The sequence below is a fragment of the Mesorhizobium yinganensis genome (assembly GCF_040081985.1).
GTDB classification, from domain to species: domain Bacteria; phylum Pseudomonadota; class Alphaproteobacteria; order Rhizobiales; family Rhizobiaceae; genus Kumtagia; species Kumtagia yinganensis.
This window is the reverse complement of record NZ_JBEBMH010000017.1, coordinates 69409-90402: the sequence shown is the minus strand read 5'-3', so window position 1 is coordinate 90402 and position 20994 is coordinate 69409. Positions and strand designations below refer to the sequence as shown.

Below are 20994 nucleotides of genomic sequence, written 5' to 3'. Positions count from 1 at the left end.
CGATCGAGGTCGGGTTGCATCAATGGACTGCATCTTTGCCAATGTCTCATCTTTGGCCGTGCAAGGCGACGGGAGAAAGTCGCGTCAGACCAAGTTCAAAGGATCACCCGCTCGCGAGCGGGTTCTGTGTCGCCCGGATCCCCGAATTGCCTGGCATGGCGATGGCCGTCATAAACGGCTTGAGCAATGATCCCAGGGGCGCTGCAATCCCCCACACGGCAAAGACTACGGAGACCAGCGCCTTTGAGATCATGCCACAGCCCATCGATGGGTTCGCGTGACGTGACGGGGACAAAGACATCGCAGGCCAGTGCCCGCCGTGTGCGCGAGAAGAGAGCATCGATTTCGACCTCACGGTCCCCTACGCCGGTCACGATCGAGTTTGTCAGGATTTCAACGCCTAGCGACGATAGCTGTTTGTGTACGAGGCTTTGCTCGGCGGTGTGGGCTGACCAGTGGCTTGCACGACCTTGGGAGGTTACAAGGACGACCTTATGGCCCGAGCGAGCCATTAGCTCGGCCAATGCGGATCCCATGTAGTAATGGTCGTCATCAAAGATAATGATCCTGAGCTCGCCCTCACCAAGTTGGGCCGCAGCCTCCACCGAAATGGTGATCGGGTTGGCATAGGACGATACGCCACCCGGAAAGGTTCGCCCCTTTCCATTGGTCCGCCAATGGCTGCCCGTGGCAATCATCACATGTTCAACGCCAAGCTCAGCGATTGCCCCCTTGTCCATGAGGCTCTCGCGAAAGACCTGCACGTTGGACAACTTAGCGAGTTGCTCCAAGCGCCAGTCGCGGACGCGCGCCCATTCGGCGAGACCGGGCAGCTTGCTCTCCATGTTTACGCGGCCGCCAAGATGTCTTGTTGCCTCGGCCAAATAGACGTCAACGCCGCGCCTACCGAGAGTGACCGCCGCTTCCAGGCCCGCGGGTCCAGCGCCGACGATGAGAACGGGGCCAGGATCGTCGCTCCTTGCGACCCTTTCGGGATGCCACCCGCGCCGCCACTCTTCTCCCATCGTTGGATTTTGGGTGCATCGGATCGGAACACTCAGCGAGTTGTGCGCGTAGCAGATATTGCATCCTATGCATTCGCGGATGTCCTCGCTGCGTCCTTCGCGAATCTTGGTCGGCAAGAATGGATCGGCGATTGAGGGACGGGCTGCACCAACAAAGTCCAATACCCCCCGTTTCACCTGCGACAACATTGTTTCGGGACTGGTGAAGCGGCCGACGGAGACGACGGGCTTGCCCGTCAGCGCGCGGACGTGAGCGACTTCTCCCTCCAGCGATCCTTCCTTGACGAATCGGGAAACCCCCATCTCCTGTTGGTAGTCGGGCACGGTGACATCGAAGAGGTCCACCAAGTGCGATATTGAAGCCAGAAGCTCGTTGCGCTGCCCCCGCGATGCCTCACTGCCCACGGCAATTCGCAGAGCCACGGCGCATTTTTCCCCTATCGCCTCTTTCATGTCCTGAAGTATTTCGACCAAGAGCTTTGATCCGTGCGAGGCGGTTCCATACTCGTCATCCCGATTATTCACCTCCGGATCGAGGGACTGGCCGAGAAGATAGCCATGTGCGGCATAGGCGTAGACGATGTCGAAACCTGCCTTCATTGCACGCAGGGCCGCGTCGCGGTGCCACCTTCGAACGTCTCGAATATCCTGCAGGTCCAAGCGTCGCGATTGCCAGGGGGCCTTCGCGACAGGCATGCTCTCGAAAGACACGGGCGTCATTCGGGAGTGAAGGTTGGCTGGCAGCGCGCCCCCGTGCCAGAGTTCGACGCCCGCCAGAGATCCGTGAGCGTGGACGAGGTCCGTCATATAGGCCATGTTGGCGACGTCGACGTCGTCCCATAGGCTGGCGAATGCCTGAGGCATGTCGTCGGACGTCGCGTGTATCGAGCAATATTCGGTGTTGACCACGCCCCAGCCGCCTTCCGCCTTCACCCCACGCATGGTCGCAAGCGTCCTGGGGAGGGCATATCCCATACCGGTACAGTGGGGCACCTGATAGAATCTGTTCGGCGCTGTCACCGGGCCGATCTTGACGGGCTGAAAAAGCAATTCGAAGCGATTGTCCACCGTTTTCCAATCAAATCTAGAGACCGTCAGTCATGAGCAGGAAGCATTCCGCTCTCTTGTAGGAAAGCCCTGAATTGTCATAACCTCATGATGCTGGGTCATGAGCCGAGCAATAGCTCACGGTTTGTCCTCACATCCGCCCCGTGACCCAGAGCGGGGCAAGGTCCAATGGAATTAGGTCATATGTCGCTTAGGAAAGCTCTGCCTTCGCCCGTCGCGCTGTTTATGTTTGAAGCCTCCGCCAGGCACCTCAGTTTTACGAGGGCCGGGTCGGAATTCAATGTGACGCAGTCGGCCGTCAGCCGAATGATAAAACGGCTGGAAGTACATCTTGGAACAGAGCTTTTCAGGCGGACTCCGACCGGATTGGAGCTGACTGCCCATGGCGGCGAGCTGTTCAAGTCCGTTAGTATAGGGTTCCGCAGCATCGAGGCGGGGCTTGACGAACTGCGCTCTCGTCAAGGCAGCACGCGTCGCGTGACGATTTCGCTATCCTCCGCATTTGCAATGCACTGGTTCGTTCCTCGAGTGGACAAGTTTCAGCAGACTTTTCCCGAAATTGACCTTCGCTTCCAACTCGTAAAGGGAGAACCGGTCGGCCCGTTTGAGGATGTCGATCTCGCTGTTCGATATAATCACCCGGCGAATGCGGAACACCACAGCTGGAAGCTGGCTGACGAGATCATCGTTCCCATAGGCAGCACGGGATATGTGGCGAGCCATGGCGGTCTGGACGACAATCGAGCCGGTCATGTGCTGGCTAATCAAACGAACCAAGCGAGGGTGCCATGGGCGGCTTTCTTCGAGCAAACAGGCGCAGCGGAACCTGAACAGGCCAGATTTATGACGTTTTCCGACTACGCGCTGGTGGTCCAGGCAGCGCTGAAGGGGCGTGCTCTCGCGCTTGGGTGGCTCCACGTGGTTGGTGACGAAATTTTGGAGGGAGGGCTTGTTCGGGCGGGGGCTAGGGAGCTCAGAACCGGCTTTAGCTATGACATCGTGGCCGCCACCAGTCGCCCCCTGAGGGATGTTGCGGTTGGCGTAAAGGACTGGATCATCGCCGAAATGCGGAACATGATTACAGACTTGAATTAGGCATGACTTGAAGTCATGACCTCCTCACATTTTTGAGACTTCCAGACGTCGTCCAACATAATAATATCGATCGCGTTGAAACTCGGCACTGATGGGGAGTGAAAGCCGCCTGCCATTTTTCGGGACACGCCATTGGCCCCGGCGAAGCCGGTTTCCTCAGGAACGGCGGTCTAGGTCCCGATTTTTCGCTAACAAAGAGCAAGCCAAACGCTGACAGAACTGCAGTTTGGACGGGCATGGCAGGCGACATTCGCCCGCCAGCGGCGCGCTTGCTGCGGGCCGTGGGGGAGCGGGCTCGGCCCCGCGCTGTTTGGGCTCTTCGACAAGTACAAGCAAATGTATCTGTGCAAGGTGCATTGCAATGAATTGAGGTGGAGGGCCTGTCTGCCCTGGCCTCCATTTGAGAGAGCCAATGCGCAACAGAGATCCACGATACGACATCCTCTTCGATGAAGTGCAGATCGGACCCAAGAAGACCAAAAATCGCTTCTATCAAGTTCCGCATTGCAACGGCATGGGCCATCGCTATCCAAGAGCCATGGCCGAGATGCGCGGCGTCAAAGCCGAGGGCGGTTGGGGGGTAGTCAACACCGAGGAATGTTCAATCCATCCCTCGAGCGATTTGTCTCCGCACACGCTCATGAGACTGTGGGACGACAGAGATCTCCCGGTTCATGAGCTGATGGTTCAAAAGGTTCATGAACACGGATCCTTGGCAGGCATCCAACTCGTCCACAATGGGCTTTCGGTCGCCAACTACTACTCGCGCCTTCCACCGCTCGCGCCTTCCAACACACCGACCGAATCTTTCGCGCACGTCCAAGCCCGCGGCATGGACAAAGCCGACATCCGCGAGTTTCGTAAGTGGCACGTCACAGCGGCGAGGCGAGCCAGCAAGGCCGGCTACGATATCATCTACGCATACGCCGCCCATGGCAGCATGACACTCCTGTCTCAGTTTCTGCTCCGTCGCTTCAATCAACGGACGGACGAATACGGTGGATCCCTCGAAAATCGAATACGTCTCGTCACTGAAGTGCTCTCCGATGCCAAGGATGCCGTCGGAGACAATTGCGCGATCGCATTCCGGTTTGCTGTTGACGAGCTGATCGGCGAGGAGGGAATGACGGTGCGCGAGGCTGAGGATGCCGTCGGTCTGCTCGCCGAACTTCCGGACCTATGGGACGTGAATGTCGCTGACTGGAAGAACGACTCACTAGCCTCCCGATTTGGACAGGAAGGCTTTCAGGAAGAGTACATCAAGTTCGTCAAGCGAATGACGACCAAGCCCGTGGTTGGCGTGGGCCGCTTCACTTCCCCGGACACGATGGTGCGGCAGATCAGGAGTGGGGTCATGGATCTCATCGGTGCCGCTCGACCTTCTATTGCGGACCCGTTTCTTCCCTACAAGATCGACAACGGACTTGTCGACGAGATACGTGAATGTATTGGCTGCAACATGTGTACATCGGGAGATACTCTCGCGACCCCGATGCGCTGCACGCAAAACCCGACCATGGGCGAAGAGTGGAGAAGCGGCTGGCATCCAATGCGCATTGACAAGCGCCACGCAAACGAGAAGGTCCTCGTTGTCGGCGCTGGTCCCGCCGGCTTGGAGGCCACACTTGCCTTGTCGAACCGCGGCTATGAAGTTACGCTCTCCGAAGCCGACGACGAATTGGGCGGCCGTGTTCTTCGGGAAAGTTCCTTACTCCCGCTTCGTGAATGGCGCCGCGTGGCGGACCATCGCGCGTACATGTTAGGGAGCCGGGCGGGTGTCCAGATCTTCACGCAAAGCCGCTTGTCCGCGGAGGACGTGCTCTCGGCCGACTGCGAGCATGTCGCGATAGCCACTGGCTCAAGGTGGCGAGATGATTTGATCGGCCGCGCGCATCGAACCAAGCCGAATGTGGACTCTCAATACCGCGTCCTTACGCCGGACCACATCATGGCCGGCGAGAGACCCACGGGACGCGTCGTCATTTTTGACGACGATCATTATTACATGGCCAATGTGATCGCCGAGGTACTGGCGGCTGATGGATGCGGCGTCACGTTCGTCACGCCAGCGGCAGACATCTCCACATGGTCCCATAATACTCTTGAGCACGAGCACGTAAAAACGCGTCTACTGAGGTCAGGCGTGAAGCTCGCGTGCAACCGGGTGATCAGCGAGGTCAAGGTTGGTGGGGTCGTTCTCGAATGTCCCTACACTGGCAACAAAGAGGAAATTGAATCCGACGCTTTCGTAGCGGTCACCTCCCGCGTTCCCGAGGATGGCGTTTACCGTCAGTTGTTGGCTGCCTCTGATCTTTGGCGAGAAGCTGGTCTGAAATCATTGACGGCGATTGGAGACTGCTATGCTCCAGCGACCATTGCGATATCCGTGCAGGCCGGTCACCGATACGCGCGCGAACTTGGTAGAGGTGAAGATATTCCTGCCTTCAGACGCGAGGTTGGCTTCGGAGGCGAGTGAGTCCACGGCTTGCCCAAGAAGCAATAGGAAAGGCTCCCCGGCGGAGCTTGCACCTAGATTGTCAATCGGGTCGTCACTCGCACGGTTGGTTTTGACGGTAGATCGCCAAGCCAACTATTTATCGGAACATATGATGCTTCGGCATCGCTAGGACATGGTCCGTAGCAAGCAGCGCTGATGACGATATTGAACTCCGAGGAAACGCAATGACTCTTCCCAATCAGGTCCAGGTCGTCATCGTTGGAGGCGGCATCATCGGCGTCAGCATCGCCTATCATCTGACCAAGCTGGGATGGCGTGACGTTGTGCTTCTGGAACGTGGCCAGTTGACCTGCGGCACGACCTGGCATGCCGCCGGGCTGGTGATGCAGCTTCGCACGACCCATACCATGACCGAGCTTTGCCGGTATGGGACGCGCTTGTTCGACGACCTTAAGAAGGAGACAGGTCAAGACACCGGCTTTCGCCGCACTGGCAGCTTGCCGATTGCCCGCACTGCGGACCGCCTGGTGGAAATCTCCCGCCTTGTCTCGCTGGGAAAGTGTTTCGGCGTAGAAGCCCACATGCTTTCGCCGCGTGAGGTCAGGAACCTCTATCCGCTTCTCGATGAGTCTCGCATCGTTGGAGGCGCTTTCATTCCAGGCGATGGTCAAACCAACCCAGTCGATTCCACACAGGCTCTGGCTAAAGGCGCCCGCACCGGCGGAGCGCGTATATTCGAGGGCGTGTCTGTCACAGGCTTTGAAATCGAGCGTGACAGGATCAAGGGCGTCGTTACGGACCAAGGCACCGTGAAATGCGAGGTAGCCGTTCTGTGCGCAGGCGCCTGGTCGCGTGATCTCGGCAAGCTGGCTGGTGTCAACGTGCCCCTCTACGCGGCCGAACATATGTATGTCACCACGGAAGCTGACGCAGCGATTCCGAAAAGCCTTCCGGTTTTGCGCGACACGGACGGCTATCTCTATATCAAGGAGGACGCCGGCAAGCTGCTGGTTGGCGCATTCGAGCCGTTGGCGAAACCGCTGCCGATGGAGAAATTGCCGAACAGGTTCGAGTTCGGGGAGTTGCCCGAGGACTGGGGCCAGTTCGAACTGCCGATGTCCAAGGCAATGGAAGTGGTGCCGCTATTGCAATCCATCGGCATTCGCCATTTCATGAATGGGCCTGAAAGCTTTACCCCCGATAACAAATTCATCCTTGGCGAGGCGCCGGAGGTCAGAGGCTTTTATGTGGCCGCAGGCTTCAACTCGCAAGGCATCCTCAGCGCTGCGGGCGTCGGAAAAGCCCTTTCGGAATGGATTGTCGCGGGCGAGCCGACGATTGACCTGTCGGAGGTCGACGTTGCCCGCTTTCACAGCTTCCAGACCAACCGCAAGTATCTACATGAGCGCATTTCCGAAAGTTTGGGCCTCTTGTATGCGATGCACTGGCCGCACCGCCAGTTCGAAACCGCCCGACCGGCCCGCGAAACACCCCTGTTTGCGCGTCTCAAAGCCCGCAATGCGGTGTTTGGAACCGCTGCGGGATGGGAGCGGGCGAACTGGTATGCGCCGGAGGGAAGCAGCGCTGAATACGTCTATTCCTATGGCCGGCAGAACTGGTTTGACGTCGTCGCGCAAGAGCACCGTGCCGCGCGCGAAGCGGTGGCCCTTTTTGATCTCTCTTCGTTCGGCAAAACCTTTATCGAGGGCCCCGATGCCGAAAAGGAGTTGCAGCGCATTTGCGCTAACGACATGGCAGTGGCCAACAACAAGATCGTCTATACGCAGATGCTGAATTCCCGCGGTGGCATCGTCGCCGACGTCACCTTCACAAGGCTTTCGAAGCAGCGCTACATGATGGTGACTGCCGCAGCGACCCAGGCTCAGGATATGAACTGGGTGAAGCGCAATCTGTCCGATGACGCTCGTATGACTGTCACGGACGTCACTTCAGGTTTTGCTGTCTTGTCGGTAATGGGGCCTTGTTCGCGCGAACTTCTCAACATCGTTTCAAATGCCGACTTCTCTAACGAGGCGTTCCCGTTCGGCACGGCGCAGGAAATCGAGATCGGTTATGCAAGGGCACATGCGCTTAGGGTTACCTATGTCGGTGAGCTCGGATGGGAGCTTTATGTGCCCACCGAATTTGCTGGCCCGGTCTTCGATGTTTTGGTCAAGGAAGGCCAGTCTTTGGGGTTGCGGCTCGCGGGTTATCATGCGCTGGATTCGCTGCGCAGTGAAAAAGGTTATCGCCATTTTGGCCATGACATTACGCCGGGCGAAACTCCCCTAGAAGCCGGGCTCGGCTTTGCGGTCTCGTTCAAGAAAAGCGATTGTTTCATTGGACGCACGGCGCTGGAAAAACAGCAGGACGAAGGATTGAAACGCCGGCTGGCCTTTCTGCGGCTGGATGATCCGGAGCCTATCCTGCTGCATGACGAGCCGATCTTGCGCGATGGCAAGATCATCGGCAGGACGACTTCGGCCGCCTTCGGCTACACGGTCGGAAGTTCGGTCGCCCAAGGCTATGTGAGCGTGCCTGGGGCCGACTGGAAGTCGTGGCTGTCGGAGGGGAACTTCGAGGTTGAGCTTGCCGGCGTCCGGCATAGGGCTGTGTGCCAAGGCCGGCCTTTTTACGACCCCAACAACGTTCGCATTCGTTCATAGGCGTGTACATCGGTGCTGGGCCATAACGGCCCAAAATCTTTGGCAATGAGCTATTTGTGAAGCAATCCGGAGCGAGCCAGCAGGCTTTGCAGATGGCGCAGGGTCCACAATGAATATATTGGCAAGTCGCGAGACTAACGGGCGCCGCCCGTGTCGTACCTCGCGCGTGAGTGAACCTGTACCTCATGGCGCGACCGAGGCAGAGCCGCTTCCGCTTGAGGACGTTGCTCGGGAGGTATCACTGTCACGTCGCCAAATCGAGCGCCTCTTCGCGGAGTATCTCAAAACCACACCATGGCAACATTGTCTGACGCTCAGATTGCAGAAGGCAAAACAACTCCTCGAAATGACAAACATGCCGGTGATCGGTGTGGCGGTGGCCTGTGGATACGTTTCCTCGTCCCATTTTTCGAAGAGCTTCAAGGACCATTTTCAGATACTGCCAAGCGCTGCCAGAATGGCAGCCACTTCACCAAGCAGCCGTTCGGCCGCGTGATCGCCAAACCGGCGTGTCAGGACTGGACTAGTTTGGACAACGGAGCGGTTATGCGGCGTATGCCGGAGGGCAGTGCGCCTCGGCGGCCAACTTTAACCCAACGCGATGTACACGGGAAGGTTGAGGTGATGATCCGTCGATGAGCCAGGGAAAGAAGCTGAAAGTGGTGCTTGTGGAAAGCAGCACGCTGATCGTTCTGGCGCTGCAAAACTTGATCAGCCACGATCCTCGCTTCCAACTCGTCGAAAGCCTGACAAGCGGCGGGACGTTCATCGCAGGGCTTTCCGAGGGTCGATTGAATTGTGACGTCATCCTCGTAGGCTGGCAACTGATTGACATGGATGCAGGCGAAGTTCTCATTGAGCTTCAGCGCACAAACGCCGCGGCTCGCATCGTCGTGTTCTGCAATGAGAACAACGTGAATATTCTCAAGCGATGCGTCCGCCTCGGTGCGCAAGGGTTCTGTTACCAATTCGGCGACCCAGACGTTCTACTTGACACTTTGCTCGCCGTTGCCAAAGACCGCATCTGCATTCCGCGTATCGATCTCGGCTGTGTGGATGAATCGCCGCTATCGCAACTTACAGTGCGTGAACACGAGCTGTTGGCGGCTTTATCCGACGGCTGGTCGAACTTTCAGATAGCCGCGCGCACTGGGATCTCTGAAAACACCGTGAAATATCACCTTAAGAATCTCTACGACAAACTTGGTGTCCGCAACCGCGCCATGGCTGTGTCTGTGTTTTCGGGTGAGCGAAAGTATTCCCCGCGCTCGCCGGCGGGGTCGGGCAGATAGATTTCTGGCCGTCTTTGCCGAAGTCTTGAACGACTGGGTACGATTGAACCAATGGCGGAACCCGATGGAGGCGACGCTTCGTGCGGCGGGGGTAGTGAAGACGCACGGGACTTCCTCATGCCGATCTTGTTGGCCACACCGTTTTGGCCCGTCGCGCGGCGCGCATCTACGGTGCTGCTACCGCGCGCCCAAGGGAAACGCTAACGGCGCCGCCCTGCCACCCTCGCACAGAGCTGCCTTTGTTGATTTTCGCTGAGAGCTGACCCGGGATTTTCGCCGAGAAGTGACCCGCCTTCATGTATGCTTCGGGTCTCAGGTTTTGGTCAAGGTGGGTGTTTCTCCTTCTTTGCGGCAGTGGTCTGGGCTGAGCTGTTCTTGAAGCGGAAGCTGTCGTTTCCGGTCTCCAGGATGTGGCAATGATGGGTGAGCCTATCGAGCAGTGCCGTCGTCATCTTGGCATCGCCGAAGACGGTAGCCCACTCGCTGAAGCTGAGGTTGGTGGTGATGACGACGCTGGTGCGCTCGTAGAGCGTGCTCAGTAGATGGAACAGCAGCGCCCCGCCTGATGCGCTGAAGGGCAGGTATCCGAGTTCGTCGAGGATGACGAGATCGGAATGGGCGAGCCGATTGGCGATCTGGCCTGCCTTGCCCTGGGCCTTCTCCTGCTCGAGCGCGTTGACGAGTTCGACAGTCGAGAAGAAGCGTACGCGCTTGCGATGATGCTCGACCGCCTGCACGCCGAGAGCGGTGGCGATGTGGGTCTTGCCAGTGCCCGGGCCGCCGACGAGCACGACGTTATTGGCATCCTCCATAAACTCGCAACGATGGAGCTGGCGCACGAGCGCTTCGTTGATCTCGCTGCTGGCGAAGTCGAAGCCGGCCAGGTCACGGTAGAGCGGGAAGCGGGCAGCCTTGAGCTGATAGGCCGTGGACCTGACCTCCCGTTCTGCCATCTCTTCAGCAGTTGCGACAGGATCGGGATGGCGGCCTCGAAGGCGGGAGAAGCCTGCTCGGTGAGTTCGGCGACGGCAGCCCGATGACAAAATCTCCGCATGTCTTGGCCCGGATGCCAGCCGCGATCTCGCGCAGGAAGCGCAGGCGATTTTCCACGCTGCCGCCATACAGGTCTTCGCGCCGATTGACATTGGGGTTGAGAAATTGCGCCGGCAGATAACCCTGGCTGGCGACGATTTCGCATCCATCGAAACCCGCCTGCATCAGTCGTGCCGCGGCGTCGCCATAGCCGGAGATGATCTCGCCGATCATCCTGAGCGACAGCGGAACCGGCATCACATGAAAACGCGAATTCGGCACGGCGGAGGGCGCATAGGCGACAGGAGCGGTCCCGTCCTGCGTCTCCATGATCTCGCGCCCCGGATGGAAAAGCTGGCCGCAGATCCTTGCGCCGTGGCTGTGCACGGCGTCGGCAAGCGCCCGATAGCCGGGGATCGCATCGTCCGAGGTCGCCATCAGAGCATGGGAGGTGTAACGCGCGGTCTCGTGCACGCCCGAGACCTGGACCACGATCAGTCCGGCACCACCCTTCGCGCGCGCCTCCTGATAGGCGATCAGCCTGTCGGTGACATGTCCGTCACGGGCCATGACCGTGTCATGGCCTGTCGACAGGATGCGGTTTTTGACGTCCATGCCGCCGATCCGGAGCGGCGAAAAGAGATGCGGAAACGAGGTCACAGCGCCTCACGACGGACGGTGCGGGATTTCCAGTCGACCGGACTAAGGGCGTAGAACACCTTTGCCCCCACTCCTTCGTAGTGCAGTTGCGTGCCCTCCGGGATCCAGATCACGTCACCGGGACCCGCCTCGATGGCCCTGTTCTCGCTGCCAAGCTGTAGCCGAAAAGCCCCTTCGAGCACGACGATCAGTTCATCATAAAGAACGGTCCATTCGATCGAGCAGTTGTCAAAGGTGGCGATCCCCCCGCCCATGCTCGACGACAGCTCGGGTCCGACAAGGCGCGCTATCGTAGCCTGGCCAGGAGGGCCGCCATAGGGTTCGAACTTCATTTCGCGGGATGGGAAGTGCTTTGCGCCTGACATGATGATCCTCCGAATTGGGTTCAGGTTCTCGCGTCAAGGCTGTCCAGCACCCGATACCACTGGCTGAGCGTGAATACCGCCAGCTTGCGGAACGCGTGAAGCGGGATCGGATGCGGCGCGGTTACGGGATAGGGAATGTCCTGCGGCTGTGTGCCAGACGCGAGCCGCGCCAGAAGCCTGCCCATAACGGTGCAGGCCGCGACACCTCGACCGTTGCAGCCAAGCGCAGCATGTATACCGGGCGCGAGCACATGCAGATGCGGCATCGTATCCTTGGTGATGGCGACCTTTCCGCTCCAGACGAATTCCAGCGGCGTTCCCGCCGCCTGCGGGAAGATGCGCGCAATCGCCGCTTCCAGCGTCCTTGCATCCTCAAATCGCGGGGCGTCGTCCACCGGAGATCGCCCGCCCATGACGAGCCGGCCTTGATGATCAAGGCGAAAATAAAGAAGGAGGCGCCTGGTGTCGGCTACTCCCTGCCCGCCAGGCAGGATCGTGGCGCGGACGGATGCCGGAAGCGGGCGCGTTGCCGCCTGGAAACTGGCGACTGGGATTACGGTCTGACGCAGACCCGGCCAAAGCGAGTCTGTGTAGGCATTCGTCGCGAGGATGACCTGGGCTGCCCGTACATTGCCCCCAGCTGTCTTGACCTCCCAGCTGTCATGGTCGCGCCGCAGCGCCTGAACGGGCGATCGCGGGTAAATCTCCGCGCCTTCTTCGACAGCCGCTTTGGCCAGCCCCCTCGCATAGGAGAGAGGCTGCAGAACCCCACCGCGGGGATCAAGCCAACCGCCATAATAGGCGTCCTCGCGTGACCCGACCAGCACGGACATTTCGGCCTGATCGAGCAGCTTGGCTTCCACACCTTGAGCAGTCCATTGACGGCAGCGGGGCCCAACAATCTCCTCAAACCCCTTCTTGCCGTGGGCCCCCTGGATCCATCCGCTGCGCTGCGCATTGCACTCGATGCCGTAGCGGTCGATCAGCGAGAACACGAGGTCGGCGCTGCTGCCGAACTCTTGCGTGACACGCAAACCCAGGTGTTCGCCCAGGGCCTTTTGAAGCTTTTCCGGATCATGCTTGAGGCCGGCAATGATCTGTCCACCATTGCGGCCGGATGCACCCCAGCCGGGTTCCGACGCTTCGAGGACGACGACTTTCTTTCCGGCCTGTGCAAGATGCAGGGCCGCGCTGAGGCCCGTATAACCCGCGCCGACAACGGCAATATCGGCAGTTCTGTCGCGATCGAGGTGTGCGTAGGCGCCGGCGGGAGACGCAGTGGCGGCCCACAGACTCGTCGGTAGGGGTTGAACCATCTTACTCGCTTTTCGATTTGACGCTGGGGACAAGATGCCTCCGGCGCCGCGGCGCGGGAGACATCTGCGGCTTACTGCAGCATCAGCTGGTTCCACTGTTCTTCGTATTGCTGCATGTATTTTCGAGCATCCTTCTCGCTGATCATCAGCATGTTCTTCAGGTTGTCCGGGGCCATGACCATGACCTTCAGGGTTTCGGCGTCGGCGGTCGCTGTGGCTGAGCCGAGTACGGGGCCATAGGTCTTGAGTTTCAAGAGCTTGGCCTGCTGCTCGGGCGCGAGGCTGAAATTGATCAGTTCGTGCGCGAGGTCGACATGAGGCGATCCCTTGGGGATCACGAACCAGTTGGCCCAGGCGATGCCGTCCTTGAAGGCAAATCCGACTGGCGCGCCTTCCTGGGATGCTGCAAGGACGCGGCCGCTCCACGCCGACGAGAGCGCGAGTTCTCCCGACGAAAGGAGTTGCGGCGGCTGTGCTCCGGTGCCCCACCAGACCGTGACATGGGGCTTGATCTCCTTGATCTTGGCAAGCGCCTTCTCCGCCTTCTCCGCCGTCAGTGGATAAACCTCCGTGGGCTTCACACCGGCAGCCAGCAAGGCCGCCTCGTAGTTGTAGTAGAAGTACTTGTAGAGACCACGTGGTCCAGGGAACCGTTTGACGTCCCAGAAGTCGGCCCAGTTTTGCGGCCCCCCGTCCGGAAATGCGGTCGTCGACCATGCCATGACGGTGGCGCCAGTCGACGTCGCGATTCCATTCGGTGCGACCCAGCCCTTTTCAAGGTTGGCGGCATTGGGGATCTTGGCGAGATCGAGTCTCTCCAGAAAGCCTTCCTCGTCCCCCTGCCAGACCGAGCGGCCTCCAACGTCGACAAGGTCCCATTCGACCGCGCTGGCCTCGACCATTGCCTTGATCTTGGCTGTTTCTGTCGGGGAGGTGTTGACGATCTCCACCCCCTTCAACGCCGCGAACGGGTCGGTGAATGCCGATTTCTCGGCGTCGGAAAGCGCACCACCCCAGGAGGTGAAGGTGAAAGGTCTTGTCTGGGAAAGAGCCGGGCGCGGAAACCCGCCCAATCCAGCCAGCATTGTGCCCGCCGTTGCGGACATGAGAAATGTGCGTCTATCCATTGTGTTCCTCCTTTTTCTAGCTCTTCAAAACCACGAGCGCGTGCCCCGGCTTCCACGACAACGTCACTTTCGTGCCGGTTTGAAGCGATCGATCTGTTATCTGGCGCGCCGTGACGATCTGGCCGCTTTCGAGGGCCAGCCCGTATTGGCTCAGTTCGCCGAGATAGACGGTTTCGACGATCTCGGCCGGGATGCCGTCGCCGGTTTTGTTGAAAAGCAGGTGCTCGGGGCGCACCAGCAGTCGGGCAGGTTTTCCGGCTTCCACCCCCGGCCCCATCGAAGCCACGATGGTGCGGCCAAAGGGTTCGACATCCGCGGTGGCCTTGCCCTCGGCCACAGCTGTGACCTTCGCCGCAAGCAGGTTCGATTCACCGATAAAGCCGGCGACGAACGCGTTTGCGGGTCGGTCATAGATGGCTTCGACCGAGCCAAGCTGCTGGATGCGGCCCTGGTCCATCACGGCGATCCGGTCGGACAGCACGAGTGCTTCTTCCTGGTCGTGCGTGACGTAGATCGTTGTGCGGCCCAGCCTCTGGTGGAGCCGACGCAATTCCAGCTGGACGGTACGGCGCAACTGCTTGTCCAGGGCGCTCAGCGGTTCGTCCATCAGCAACACGTCGGGCTCGATGACCAGGGCCCTGGCGAGCGCGACCCGCTGCTGCTGGCCGCCGGACATCTTTTGGATAGGTCTGTCGACGAATTCCTCAAGCTGCATGAGCGAGAGAATCTCTGACACGCGACGTTTGCATTCGTCCTTGGAAACGCCTCGCACGGCAAGGCCATACCCGATGTTCTCTCCAACCGTCATGTGCGGAAACAAGGCATAGTTCTGAAAGACCATGCCAATGTTGCGCTGCCGCGCCGGAAGGTGTGTGACATCGCGCGTGCCGATCTCGATGCTGCCTGTCGTCGGCTCGACATAGCCGGCGATTAGGTTCAGCAAAGTCGTCTTGCCCGAACCCGAGGGACCGAGCAGCGTGAGAAACTCCCCAGCGACCACATCGAGATCGGTCGGCGTTAGAGCAGGGAACGTTCCGTAGCGTCTCGAGACGCCCGCTAGCCGAAGCGGCAATCCTGTTCTCGTCATCGTGTCGGGGTCTCCCTGCCGCTGCTGGCAAGCTGCGCTGCAGCGAACAGCACAAAGGCTAGAACCATCATCATTGTTGCCGCCACGGCGATCACCGGAGTGAACTCCAGACGGATCGACTCCCAAATCTTCACCGGCAGCGTCTTGTTCGAGTAGCCGGCGAGAAAGACTGCCATGACCACCTCGTCGAAGGAGGTGATGAATGAAAAAATGGCGCCGCCCACAATGCCGGGCGTGATGTTTGGCAAGGTGATCGTGCGGAACACGGTCCACGGGCTGCCGCCCAGGCCCGCTGCAGCCTTCAGCCAGTTCTCATCGACGGCGCGCAAGGCGATGCCGACATTGATGATCACGAAAGGCAACGCCAGGATCATATGTCCAAGGCTCATCCCGAGAATCGTGCCGCTCAGTCCAACATCGAGCGCGCTGCGATAGAGCGCGACCGCAGTGACCACGACCGGCACGATCATTGGGGCGAGGAACAGGGCGGTGATACCGGCCCGCCAGCGCCCTTCCAGCCTGCGCAGGCCTATGGCGGCAACGGTTCCCAACACGACGGCGATGACCGTAGCGAGAAATGCCACCTGAAGGCTGTTGATAAGCGAAGTCCGCCACTCCGCGTCTTCGAAAAAGCGCTCGTACCATACCCCGGAATAGGCGTGAGGCGGCAGGTATATGAAGCTGGCCCTGTTGATGGAAGCCGGTACGACTGCGAGGATCGGAAGGACTAGGAAGCCTAGAATCAGGCTGGCCGCCGAATTTCCGGCGATACGCAGCCAAAGGGGCAATTTGCTCATCTTGCAAACATCCCTTTTTCAAGCGGCAAGGTTTTGGCCGCCAGGCCTATGACCAGCAGGACGACCGCAAGCAGAACCAGCGAGGCCGCCGCGGCGAGCGACCAGGCGAGCCGATCATTGACGAAGCTGGCAATCAGCATCGAGAGGGTGATTGCGTTGGCTCCCCCCAGCAATGCGGGGGTGATAAAAAAACCCAGCGAGAGTAGAAAAACAAAGGTTGCTCCGCCAGCAAGTCCTGGCATGCAAAGCGGTAGATAGATGCGTCGGAATGTGTCGGTCAATGCGGCCCCAAGGCCATCGCTAGCCAGGAGGAGGCGGTGGTCGATCCGGGACATCGCACTATAGAGCGGCAGGATCATGTAGGGCAGCAGGACATGCACCATGCCGATCAGGACACCCTTGCTGTTGAACAGCATTGGGATCGGTCCATCCGTCAGGCCCGAGCCGACCAGCATCCTGTTCAGCGGGCCGTTGCGCTCCAACAGCAGCATCCACGAGAAGGTTCGAACCAGGACGGAGATCCACAGAGGAAACAATACGCCATATAGGGCAACGACGTACCAGACGCCCTTGAGCCGGCTGAGGATATACGAAACCGGCCAGGCCAGGATCGCGCAGATCGCGGTGACGACCAGAGCGACAAGGAGGGTGTTGAGAAGGACCTGCCTGTAGACCGGGCTCTCCATCAACGTCGCGAACGGGACAAAGGGTCCGGCGGGATCGGTGAATGCAAGCGAGAAGAGCCGGCCAAGCGGAATCACGAACACAGCAGCGAGAACAAGCACCGCTGGGGCCAGAAGCAAAACCGTTTGCAGATGGTAGCGTGAAGTCACGATTGCGCCTTCTCCCTTTGGATGAATGGCCGGCTAGACGACCTCAGTGAACACGCCGATGCCGCGCTTGCGGATATGTCCACCACGACACGCTGAATTTCAGAGGTGCCTTCCCAGATACGGTCCACGCGAATGTCGCGGTAGAGGCGCTCGACCGGGTTCGCGCGCATGTAACCGTGGCCGCCCAGCACCTGACGGCGCGCAGCATTGTGTTTCCCGGCGTGTTCGCCTTGAGGGATGCCCCCTCAAGGGCAATCGAGGCCGACTTCAGGAGGGCGTCCAGTGGATGTCCAGCCGCAGGTTGGACGCGCATAGGGGGCATCTGGCTAATGCATGCGGTCATGCTCGCTGTGGTCCTCCCAACCAATCGCGCCTACGTCTCCCACGCAAGTGCAAGCATGATGCTATGCGGAAATCTCCTATTGTGAATGTTTAAAAAAGTTGGGTAGACATGACTGGAAGTCATGACGCCTAAAGTCAGGCGGCTAGAATTTTCCGACGCAGCAAGCTCATTTCCTCCCGCAACCAATCAAGCACCATCGTCGCCGGCTTCCTGAGCGGCCGCCGCTTCGTGGCAAGCGATGCGCTTTGGCCCACGCCTGCGGTCGGCATGGGGTGAGCCAGCGTCGGGCGTGCAAGGGTTTTTTCGTCGATCACTCAAGCGTTCGCTATACTAGCATCCAGCCGGAAGATGCCGTCGTTCGAGCCGCGATGAAGACGTGGCTACCTGCCTGGCAAACATCCACATCCGGTTCGCGACCCGTTAGGTCACAGTTATCAATGCGACCCGGTGACCTTTGTTGCCGTCAAGGAGTCGCTTGGCTCAAACGTGTCCCGATGGGGAATCGACCTTTTCAACCACGGCTATTAACGGGAAGCTCATGAGGCTTGGGGCCTCTATGGCATGCTGCGAAACAAAGCGCCCAGCATCGCCTGTTCTTCAAGGGATTGATCTTGTTGGCGGCGGCGGGGATAAAGATCCGCGAGGGAAAACATGTCCCTGCCGCGCGCCATGCGGCAAGAGCTGCAGCGCTTTTTCGTCGGATGGCCCTTCTGCCGAGCCCGCCCTTTGAGGGCGCACTCGGAATCACACCTGCCGCCCTGGCGGTAGAGGCCGAAGCGGCCACAACGTTCCCGACTGCTTTGCGAGAGCCGGCGGCTGGCCAACTGCCTCAGCCCGTCTATTATTTCATTCTCGCACCCAAATCCGGGAGAGGCTGATAGGCGTCACTCTACAGTACGGTTCAATCATCTTCATTGACTGGATACACTGCCGGTCTCTGAGTTCGACAAGGGCAGTTTCAATCCTGGAGCAGTCGACCTACCCTATACCTTGCTCTGACGGAGCACCCAAGGCAGGCGCCGTTTCCATCGCTGACCTCGCGGCAAAGGAATATCTTTCTGCCAGCGCTTCTTCTTGCGGGTTCGTCTGGCTCCGGTCTGTGCCTTCGATGCTTCCGGCATCGGCGCTTCCTCAACAGCCATCGGCTTAACAAGCGATCCGTTGGGTACAATCTCGTCCTTAGCATCGGACGCGGCTTCGCCGGTGGGAGGCATGGGCTGTGGACGACCATCTTCGGCAGAAATCGGTTGCGGCATCGCTTCAGCGATCGCACCTTCCGTCTTTGCTTCGGCGACTTCTTTCGCGATGGCAGCCATGTCGATGCCGCCCCAGATCGACTGTGGCCGCTTCACAAGCCCGCGCTTCTGTTTGATCTCGACGACAAAGGGTCGCTGCTGCTGCCTCATAGTGATCTCGCGGACTTAGGGGAGTTGTGAGTGTCCTCTAGGCGGAGCGCACGCCTTCGTCCACCCGCAGCCACGCATTCTCCAAAGGTTTTCGGAGACGTTGCCGCCGTCCAAGCCACCGCTCCAGCGGCTCGCCGCTGGCACCCGGGCCTACGCTCCCGATCTCTTGTCCTGCGGTCAGCATGATCGTCACGACGATCATATCGCCCACGCAGTCGCCATTGCTGGGCCTATCGCAAAGCCGTAGGAGATTCAGAATGCAATGAAGTTGATGACCGCTCCTATCCATATTCCCATGTTCCCGAGTGCATCGGACGCGTCCAACGCATTTTCGGAATCGATCACAAGCGACCGATTCATGCCGTTGATGGACCTGCAGCGTCGGCATGCGGGCCAGAGCGGCCGATCGTCGGCAATCGGATCGGAGCGACAGCGAGATGCTGGGTGGGTCACTGCAGCATCGTGGCGATCCGAGCGGGATAGGGACGCATGATATCGATCCGATTTCGATGGCTTCATTGACGTCGTGCGCGATCCTCATACAAACGCTTGGCCATCGCATCCTAATTGCGAGGTCTTCGGGGAGCCGCGGCAGCGGATCGGCCTGCTAGGCTACCAATCCAGTCTGCCAAATGCCCCCTGCTTTCCTCTTGAACCGTCATTGCCCTCAGCACATTCCGCAATCGTCGGCGGTGCCGATGAAGCGCCTGTTCTCGCGGACCAGTCGTTCAGTAGGTCAGGAGGGCCCAATGAACCCTGATGCTTTTAGCAGCCCAGTTTTCGTGAAGCGTGCAACCTACATGGTGCAGGAGATTGCCAGCCTCGCGGACGCTGTCGATTTCCTTAATGAATGGCCAGAAGATTGCAGAGACCTGATCCACGAAGCCGCCCTCTGGGCCTGCTATGATGCATACGATGGGCGAAAACCTGTAAGCGCAGCGCGCAATGTCTTTTTCGGCTTTGCGAAACGGGCAGCCATATTGGAAGATGCAATTTCTGCGATGCAATGGCTTGCTGCCTGCAAGTCGGGCCGTGGAAAAGTGGAGGCATAGGCGTCTGGCACGGGCACGCCGAGGGGGGCATTGTGTTGAGCTTTCGCGGATATCAGAAAGCAGAAGCCGGTTTCGGCGTTAGCGGCGCAATCCAGCCATGAATCAGGTACCGCACATCGATCGCGAGGAGCCAGGTTCTGCGATCAGCGGAACAGTTCGGCTGGGCAAGAGGTGCGATCGAGGCTGTTTGCCTCACAGGAGCGGAGAGGACCGGCGTGCGCAGATTTGAGAGGCCAGTCGTTGTTCAGGTTAGCCACCACAGCCCAGAGCGGATCGTGTTCGAGGTCAATGAGGCGGCCGCTATCTTGCTGCGTGATCTTCAACGTCAGACCGTGAAACGGAAGGCGGCGATGGACGCCTGTCTGCAAGTGTTGCGCGGTGAGGCTTATCCAGCTGCAGCTCGAAGAGCTTTCGTGGCAGCCGCGCTTGAAGCAAAGATACTTCGCTGCGATTAAGAAAGCTTCGATGCTCAGGAACTGCTGACTGACCATCACCGGGACAGCTGTTTGGGTTGGAACGATGATGGCTCTTCAGTTCAGATTCAGTTCTCGGGTGGCGAGCGGAAGCTCGAGAGCAAAGATCTGACGGCTGCCATGCGGACTTTGTTGGGGTTTCTGAGAGCGCCTACATGCCATCATCGTTGACAATCCCGGCTTAGCCGGGTTTTCCCCGAAAATGACAAGGATTCGATGAGATGCGCGCAGCGCAGACCGCCACGCCTCGTCATAGGCTGGATCGGCATAGCAGGCTTGGGCGAGCTCCAAGACGGAAATTCCACGACCATCATCCGACTAGCATCGCGTCCCTCTGCCAGCACGAGCGCTTCTTTCACTGGTTTCACTGGGTTGGAGCGATTGATATTGTTCGCCGATAGGCTTCCTCAGGCGGCCGGTCGAACCGAGCCTTGCATATTTCTCGCTTTTGCTGCCCCAAAACGCAGAAGTTTCGGTTATGAATCGGGACTGGCCTGACGGCCTGCCCACGTTGCAATTGTTACAAGGAAAACGCTTATGGCGACTGGAACGGTAAAGTGGTTCAACAGCACCAAGGGATTTGGATTTATCCAGCCCGACAATGGCGGTCAGGATGTTTTCGTCCACATTTCCGCTGTTGAACGAGCAGGCCTCTCGACCCTCGCTGATGGCCAGAAGATCAACTATGAAATCGAACAGGACCGGCGCACCGGCAAGTCCTCGGCTGGCAACCTCAGCAAAGCCGGCTGAATTTTCTCCCGCCTGGCAGCGGATGGACGCGATAGATCCAGGGTGGTCTGGCGTCGCGTGATCAGAGCGGGCGACCACAGGGCTCGATCGGACGGCTTGAGCAGCAATCTGGTGTAAGCCCGCGCGAAGTCTTTGGAAAGCCAAGCTGG

18 protein-coding genes and 2 pseudogenes are annotated in these 20994 nt (G+C 59.2%); 8 read left to right on the top strand and 12 right to left on the bottom strand.

All coding sequences use genetic code 11. From position 1 onward, the window contains the following. Positions 1-95: 95 nt before the first annotated feature. Positions 96-2093: an oxidoreductase gene (locus tag ABMA59_RS25175; protein WP_349008131.1), complete on the bottom strand. Its 1998-nt coding sequence runs from the start codon at positions 2091-2093 to the stop codon at positions 96-98. Between the two features lie 183 nt (positions 2094-2276). On the opposite strand from ABMA59_RS25175, the gene ABMA59_RS25170 reads away from it, so the two are divergent. The 5 genes from ABMA59_RS25170 to ABMA59_RS25155 all read left to right on the top strand — a co-directional run bounded on the left by ABMA59_RS25170 (position 2277) and on the right by ABMA59_RS25155 (position 9604). Further along, positions 2277-3188, top strand: a complete 912-nt coding sequence (locus ABMA59_RS25170; protein ID WP_349008130.1) for a LysR family transcriptional regulator — start codon at positions 2277-2279, stop codon at positions 3186-3188. Positions 3189-3600: 412 nt separating this feature from the next. Then, entirely contained in the window at positions 3601-5664 is a 2064-nt protein-coding gene (locus ABMA59_RS25165) for an oxidoreductase (RefSeq protein WP_349008129.1), read from the top strand. A 206-nt stretch (positions 5665-5870) separates the two neighbouring features. Further along, positions 5871-8312 carry a GcvT family protein gene (locus ABMA59_RS25160; protein ID WP_349008128.1) on the top strand — a complete coding sequence of 814 codons (2442 nt, stop codon included), beginning with the start codon at positions 5871-5873 and terminating at the stop codon, positions 8310-8312. Positions 8313-8421: 109 nt separating this feature from the next. Continuing rightward, on the top strand, positions 8422-8808 hold the full coding sequence (locus ABMA59_RS37290; RefSeq protein WP_425475982.1) for a helix-turn-helix domain-containing protein: 387 nt from the start codon (positions 8422-8424) through the stop codon (positions 8806-8808). A gap of 139 nt (positions 8809-8947) precedes the next feature. Beyond that, positions 8948-9604, top strand: a complete 657-nt coding sequence (locus ABMA59_RS25155; RefSeq protein ID WP_349008127.1) for a LuxR C-terminal-related transcriptional regulator — start codon at positions 8948-8950, stop codon at positions 9602-9604. Between the two features lie 323 nt (positions 9605-9927). On the opposite strand, the pseudogene istB reads toward ABMA59_RS25155, so the two are convergent. The 11 genes and pseudogenes from istB to ABMA59_RS25100 all read right to left on the bottom strand — a co-directional run bounded on the left by istB (position 9928) and on the right by ABMA59_RS25100 (position 18570). After that, positions 9928-10658: pseudogene (istB, locus tag ABMA59_RS25150) on the bottom strand (IS21-like element helper ATPase IstB). Next, positions 10655-11296: pseudogene (locus ABMA59_RS25145) on the bottom strand (oxidoreductase); the annotation flags it as partial. The pseudogenes istB and ABMA59_RS25145, both read right to left, overlap by 4 nt. Then, a complete protein-coding gene (locus ABMA59_RS25140) occupies positions 11293-11661 on the bottom strand; it encodes an ethanolamine utilization protein EutQ (protein ID WP_349008126.1) in 369 nt (122 codons plus the stop codon). The gene ABMA59_RS25140 and the pseudogene ABMA59_RS25145, both read right to left, overlap by 4 nt. 20 nt (positions 11662-11681) lie before the next feature. After that, entirely contained in the window at positions 11682-12977 is a 1296-nt protein-coding gene (locus ABMA59_RS25135) for an NAD(P)/FAD-dependent oxidoreductase (protein ID WP_349008125.1), read from the bottom strand. A 71-nt stretch (positions 12978-13048) separates the two neighbouring features. Then, the gene (locus tag ABMA59_RS25130; RefSeq protein WP_349008124.1) at positions 13049-14104 is read right to left on the bottom strand and encodes an ABC transporter substrate-binding protein; all 1056 of its coding nucleotides are present in this window, start codon (positions 14102-14104) and stop codon (positions 13049-13051) included. Positions 14105-14120: 16 nt separating this feature from the next. Beyond that, positions 14121-15191 (bottom strand): ABC transporter ATP-binding protein, encoded by a 1071-nt coding sequence (locus tag ABMA59_RS25125; RefSeq protein ID WP_349008171.1) that lies wholly within the window; start codon positions 15189-15191, stop codon positions 14121-14123. Beyond that, the gene (locus ABMA59_RS25120) at positions 15188-15988 is read right to left on the bottom strand and encodes an ABC transporter permease (protein WP_349008123.1); all 801 of its coding nucleotides are present in this window, start codon (positions 15986-15988) and stop codon (positions 15188-15190) included. Before ABMA59_RS25120 ends, ABMA59_RS25125 begins: the two co-directional genes overlap by 4 nt. Next, positions 15985-16821 carry an ABC transporter permease gene (locus tag ABMA59_RS25115; RefSeq protein WP_349008122.1) on the bottom strand — a complete coding sequence of 279 codons (837 nt, stop codon included), beginning with the start codon at positions 16819-16821 and terminating at the stop codon, positions 15985-15987. Before ABMA59_RS25115 ends, ABMA59_RS25120 begins: the two co-directional genes overlap by 4 nt. After that, positions 16818-17012, bottom strand: a complete 195-nt coding sequence (locus ABMA59_RS25110; RefSeq protein ID WP_349008121.1) for an acyl-CoA dehydrogenase family protein — start codon at positions 17010-17012, stop codon at positions 16818-16820. The genes ABMA59_RS25115 and ABMA59_RS25110 overlap by 4 nt, the downstream gene beginning before the upstream one ends. 286 nt (positions 17013-17298) lie before the next feature. Further along, positions 17299-17478 (bottom strand): hypothetical protein, encoded by a 180-nt coding sequence (locus ABMA59_RS25105; protein ID WP_349008120.1) that lies wholly within the window; start codon positions 17476-17478, stop codon positions 17299-17301. Between the two features lie 669 nt (positions 17479-18147). After that, on the bottom strand, positions 18148-18570 hold the full coding sequence (locus ABMA59_RS25100) for a hypothetical protein (protein WP_349008119.1): 423 nt from the start codon (positions 18568-18570) through the stop codon (positions 18148-18150). 749 nt (positions 18571-19319) lie between these two features. On the opposite strand from ABMA59_RS25100, the gene ABMA59_RS25095 reads away from it, so the two are divergent. From ABMA59_RS25095 to ABMA59_RS25085, 3 genes are all read left to right on the top strand, one after another. After that, entirely contained in the window at positions 19320-19622 is a 303-nt protein-coding gene (locus ABMA59_RS25095; protein WP_349008118.1) for a DUF982 domain-containing protein, read from the top strand. 215 nt (positions 19623-19837) lie between these two features. Further along, entirely contained in the window at positions 19838-20077 is a 240-nt protein-coding gene (locus ABMA59_RS25090; protein WP_349008117.1) for a DUF982 domain-containing protein, read from the top strand. A gap of 555 nt (positions 20078-20632) precedes the next feature. Then, on the top strand, positions 20633-20845 hold the full coding sequence (locus tag ABMA59_RS25085) for a cold-shock protein (protein WP_027038889.1): 213 nt from the start codon (positions 20633-20635) through the stop codon (positions 20843-20845). Positions 20846-20994: the final 149 nt, after the last annotated feature.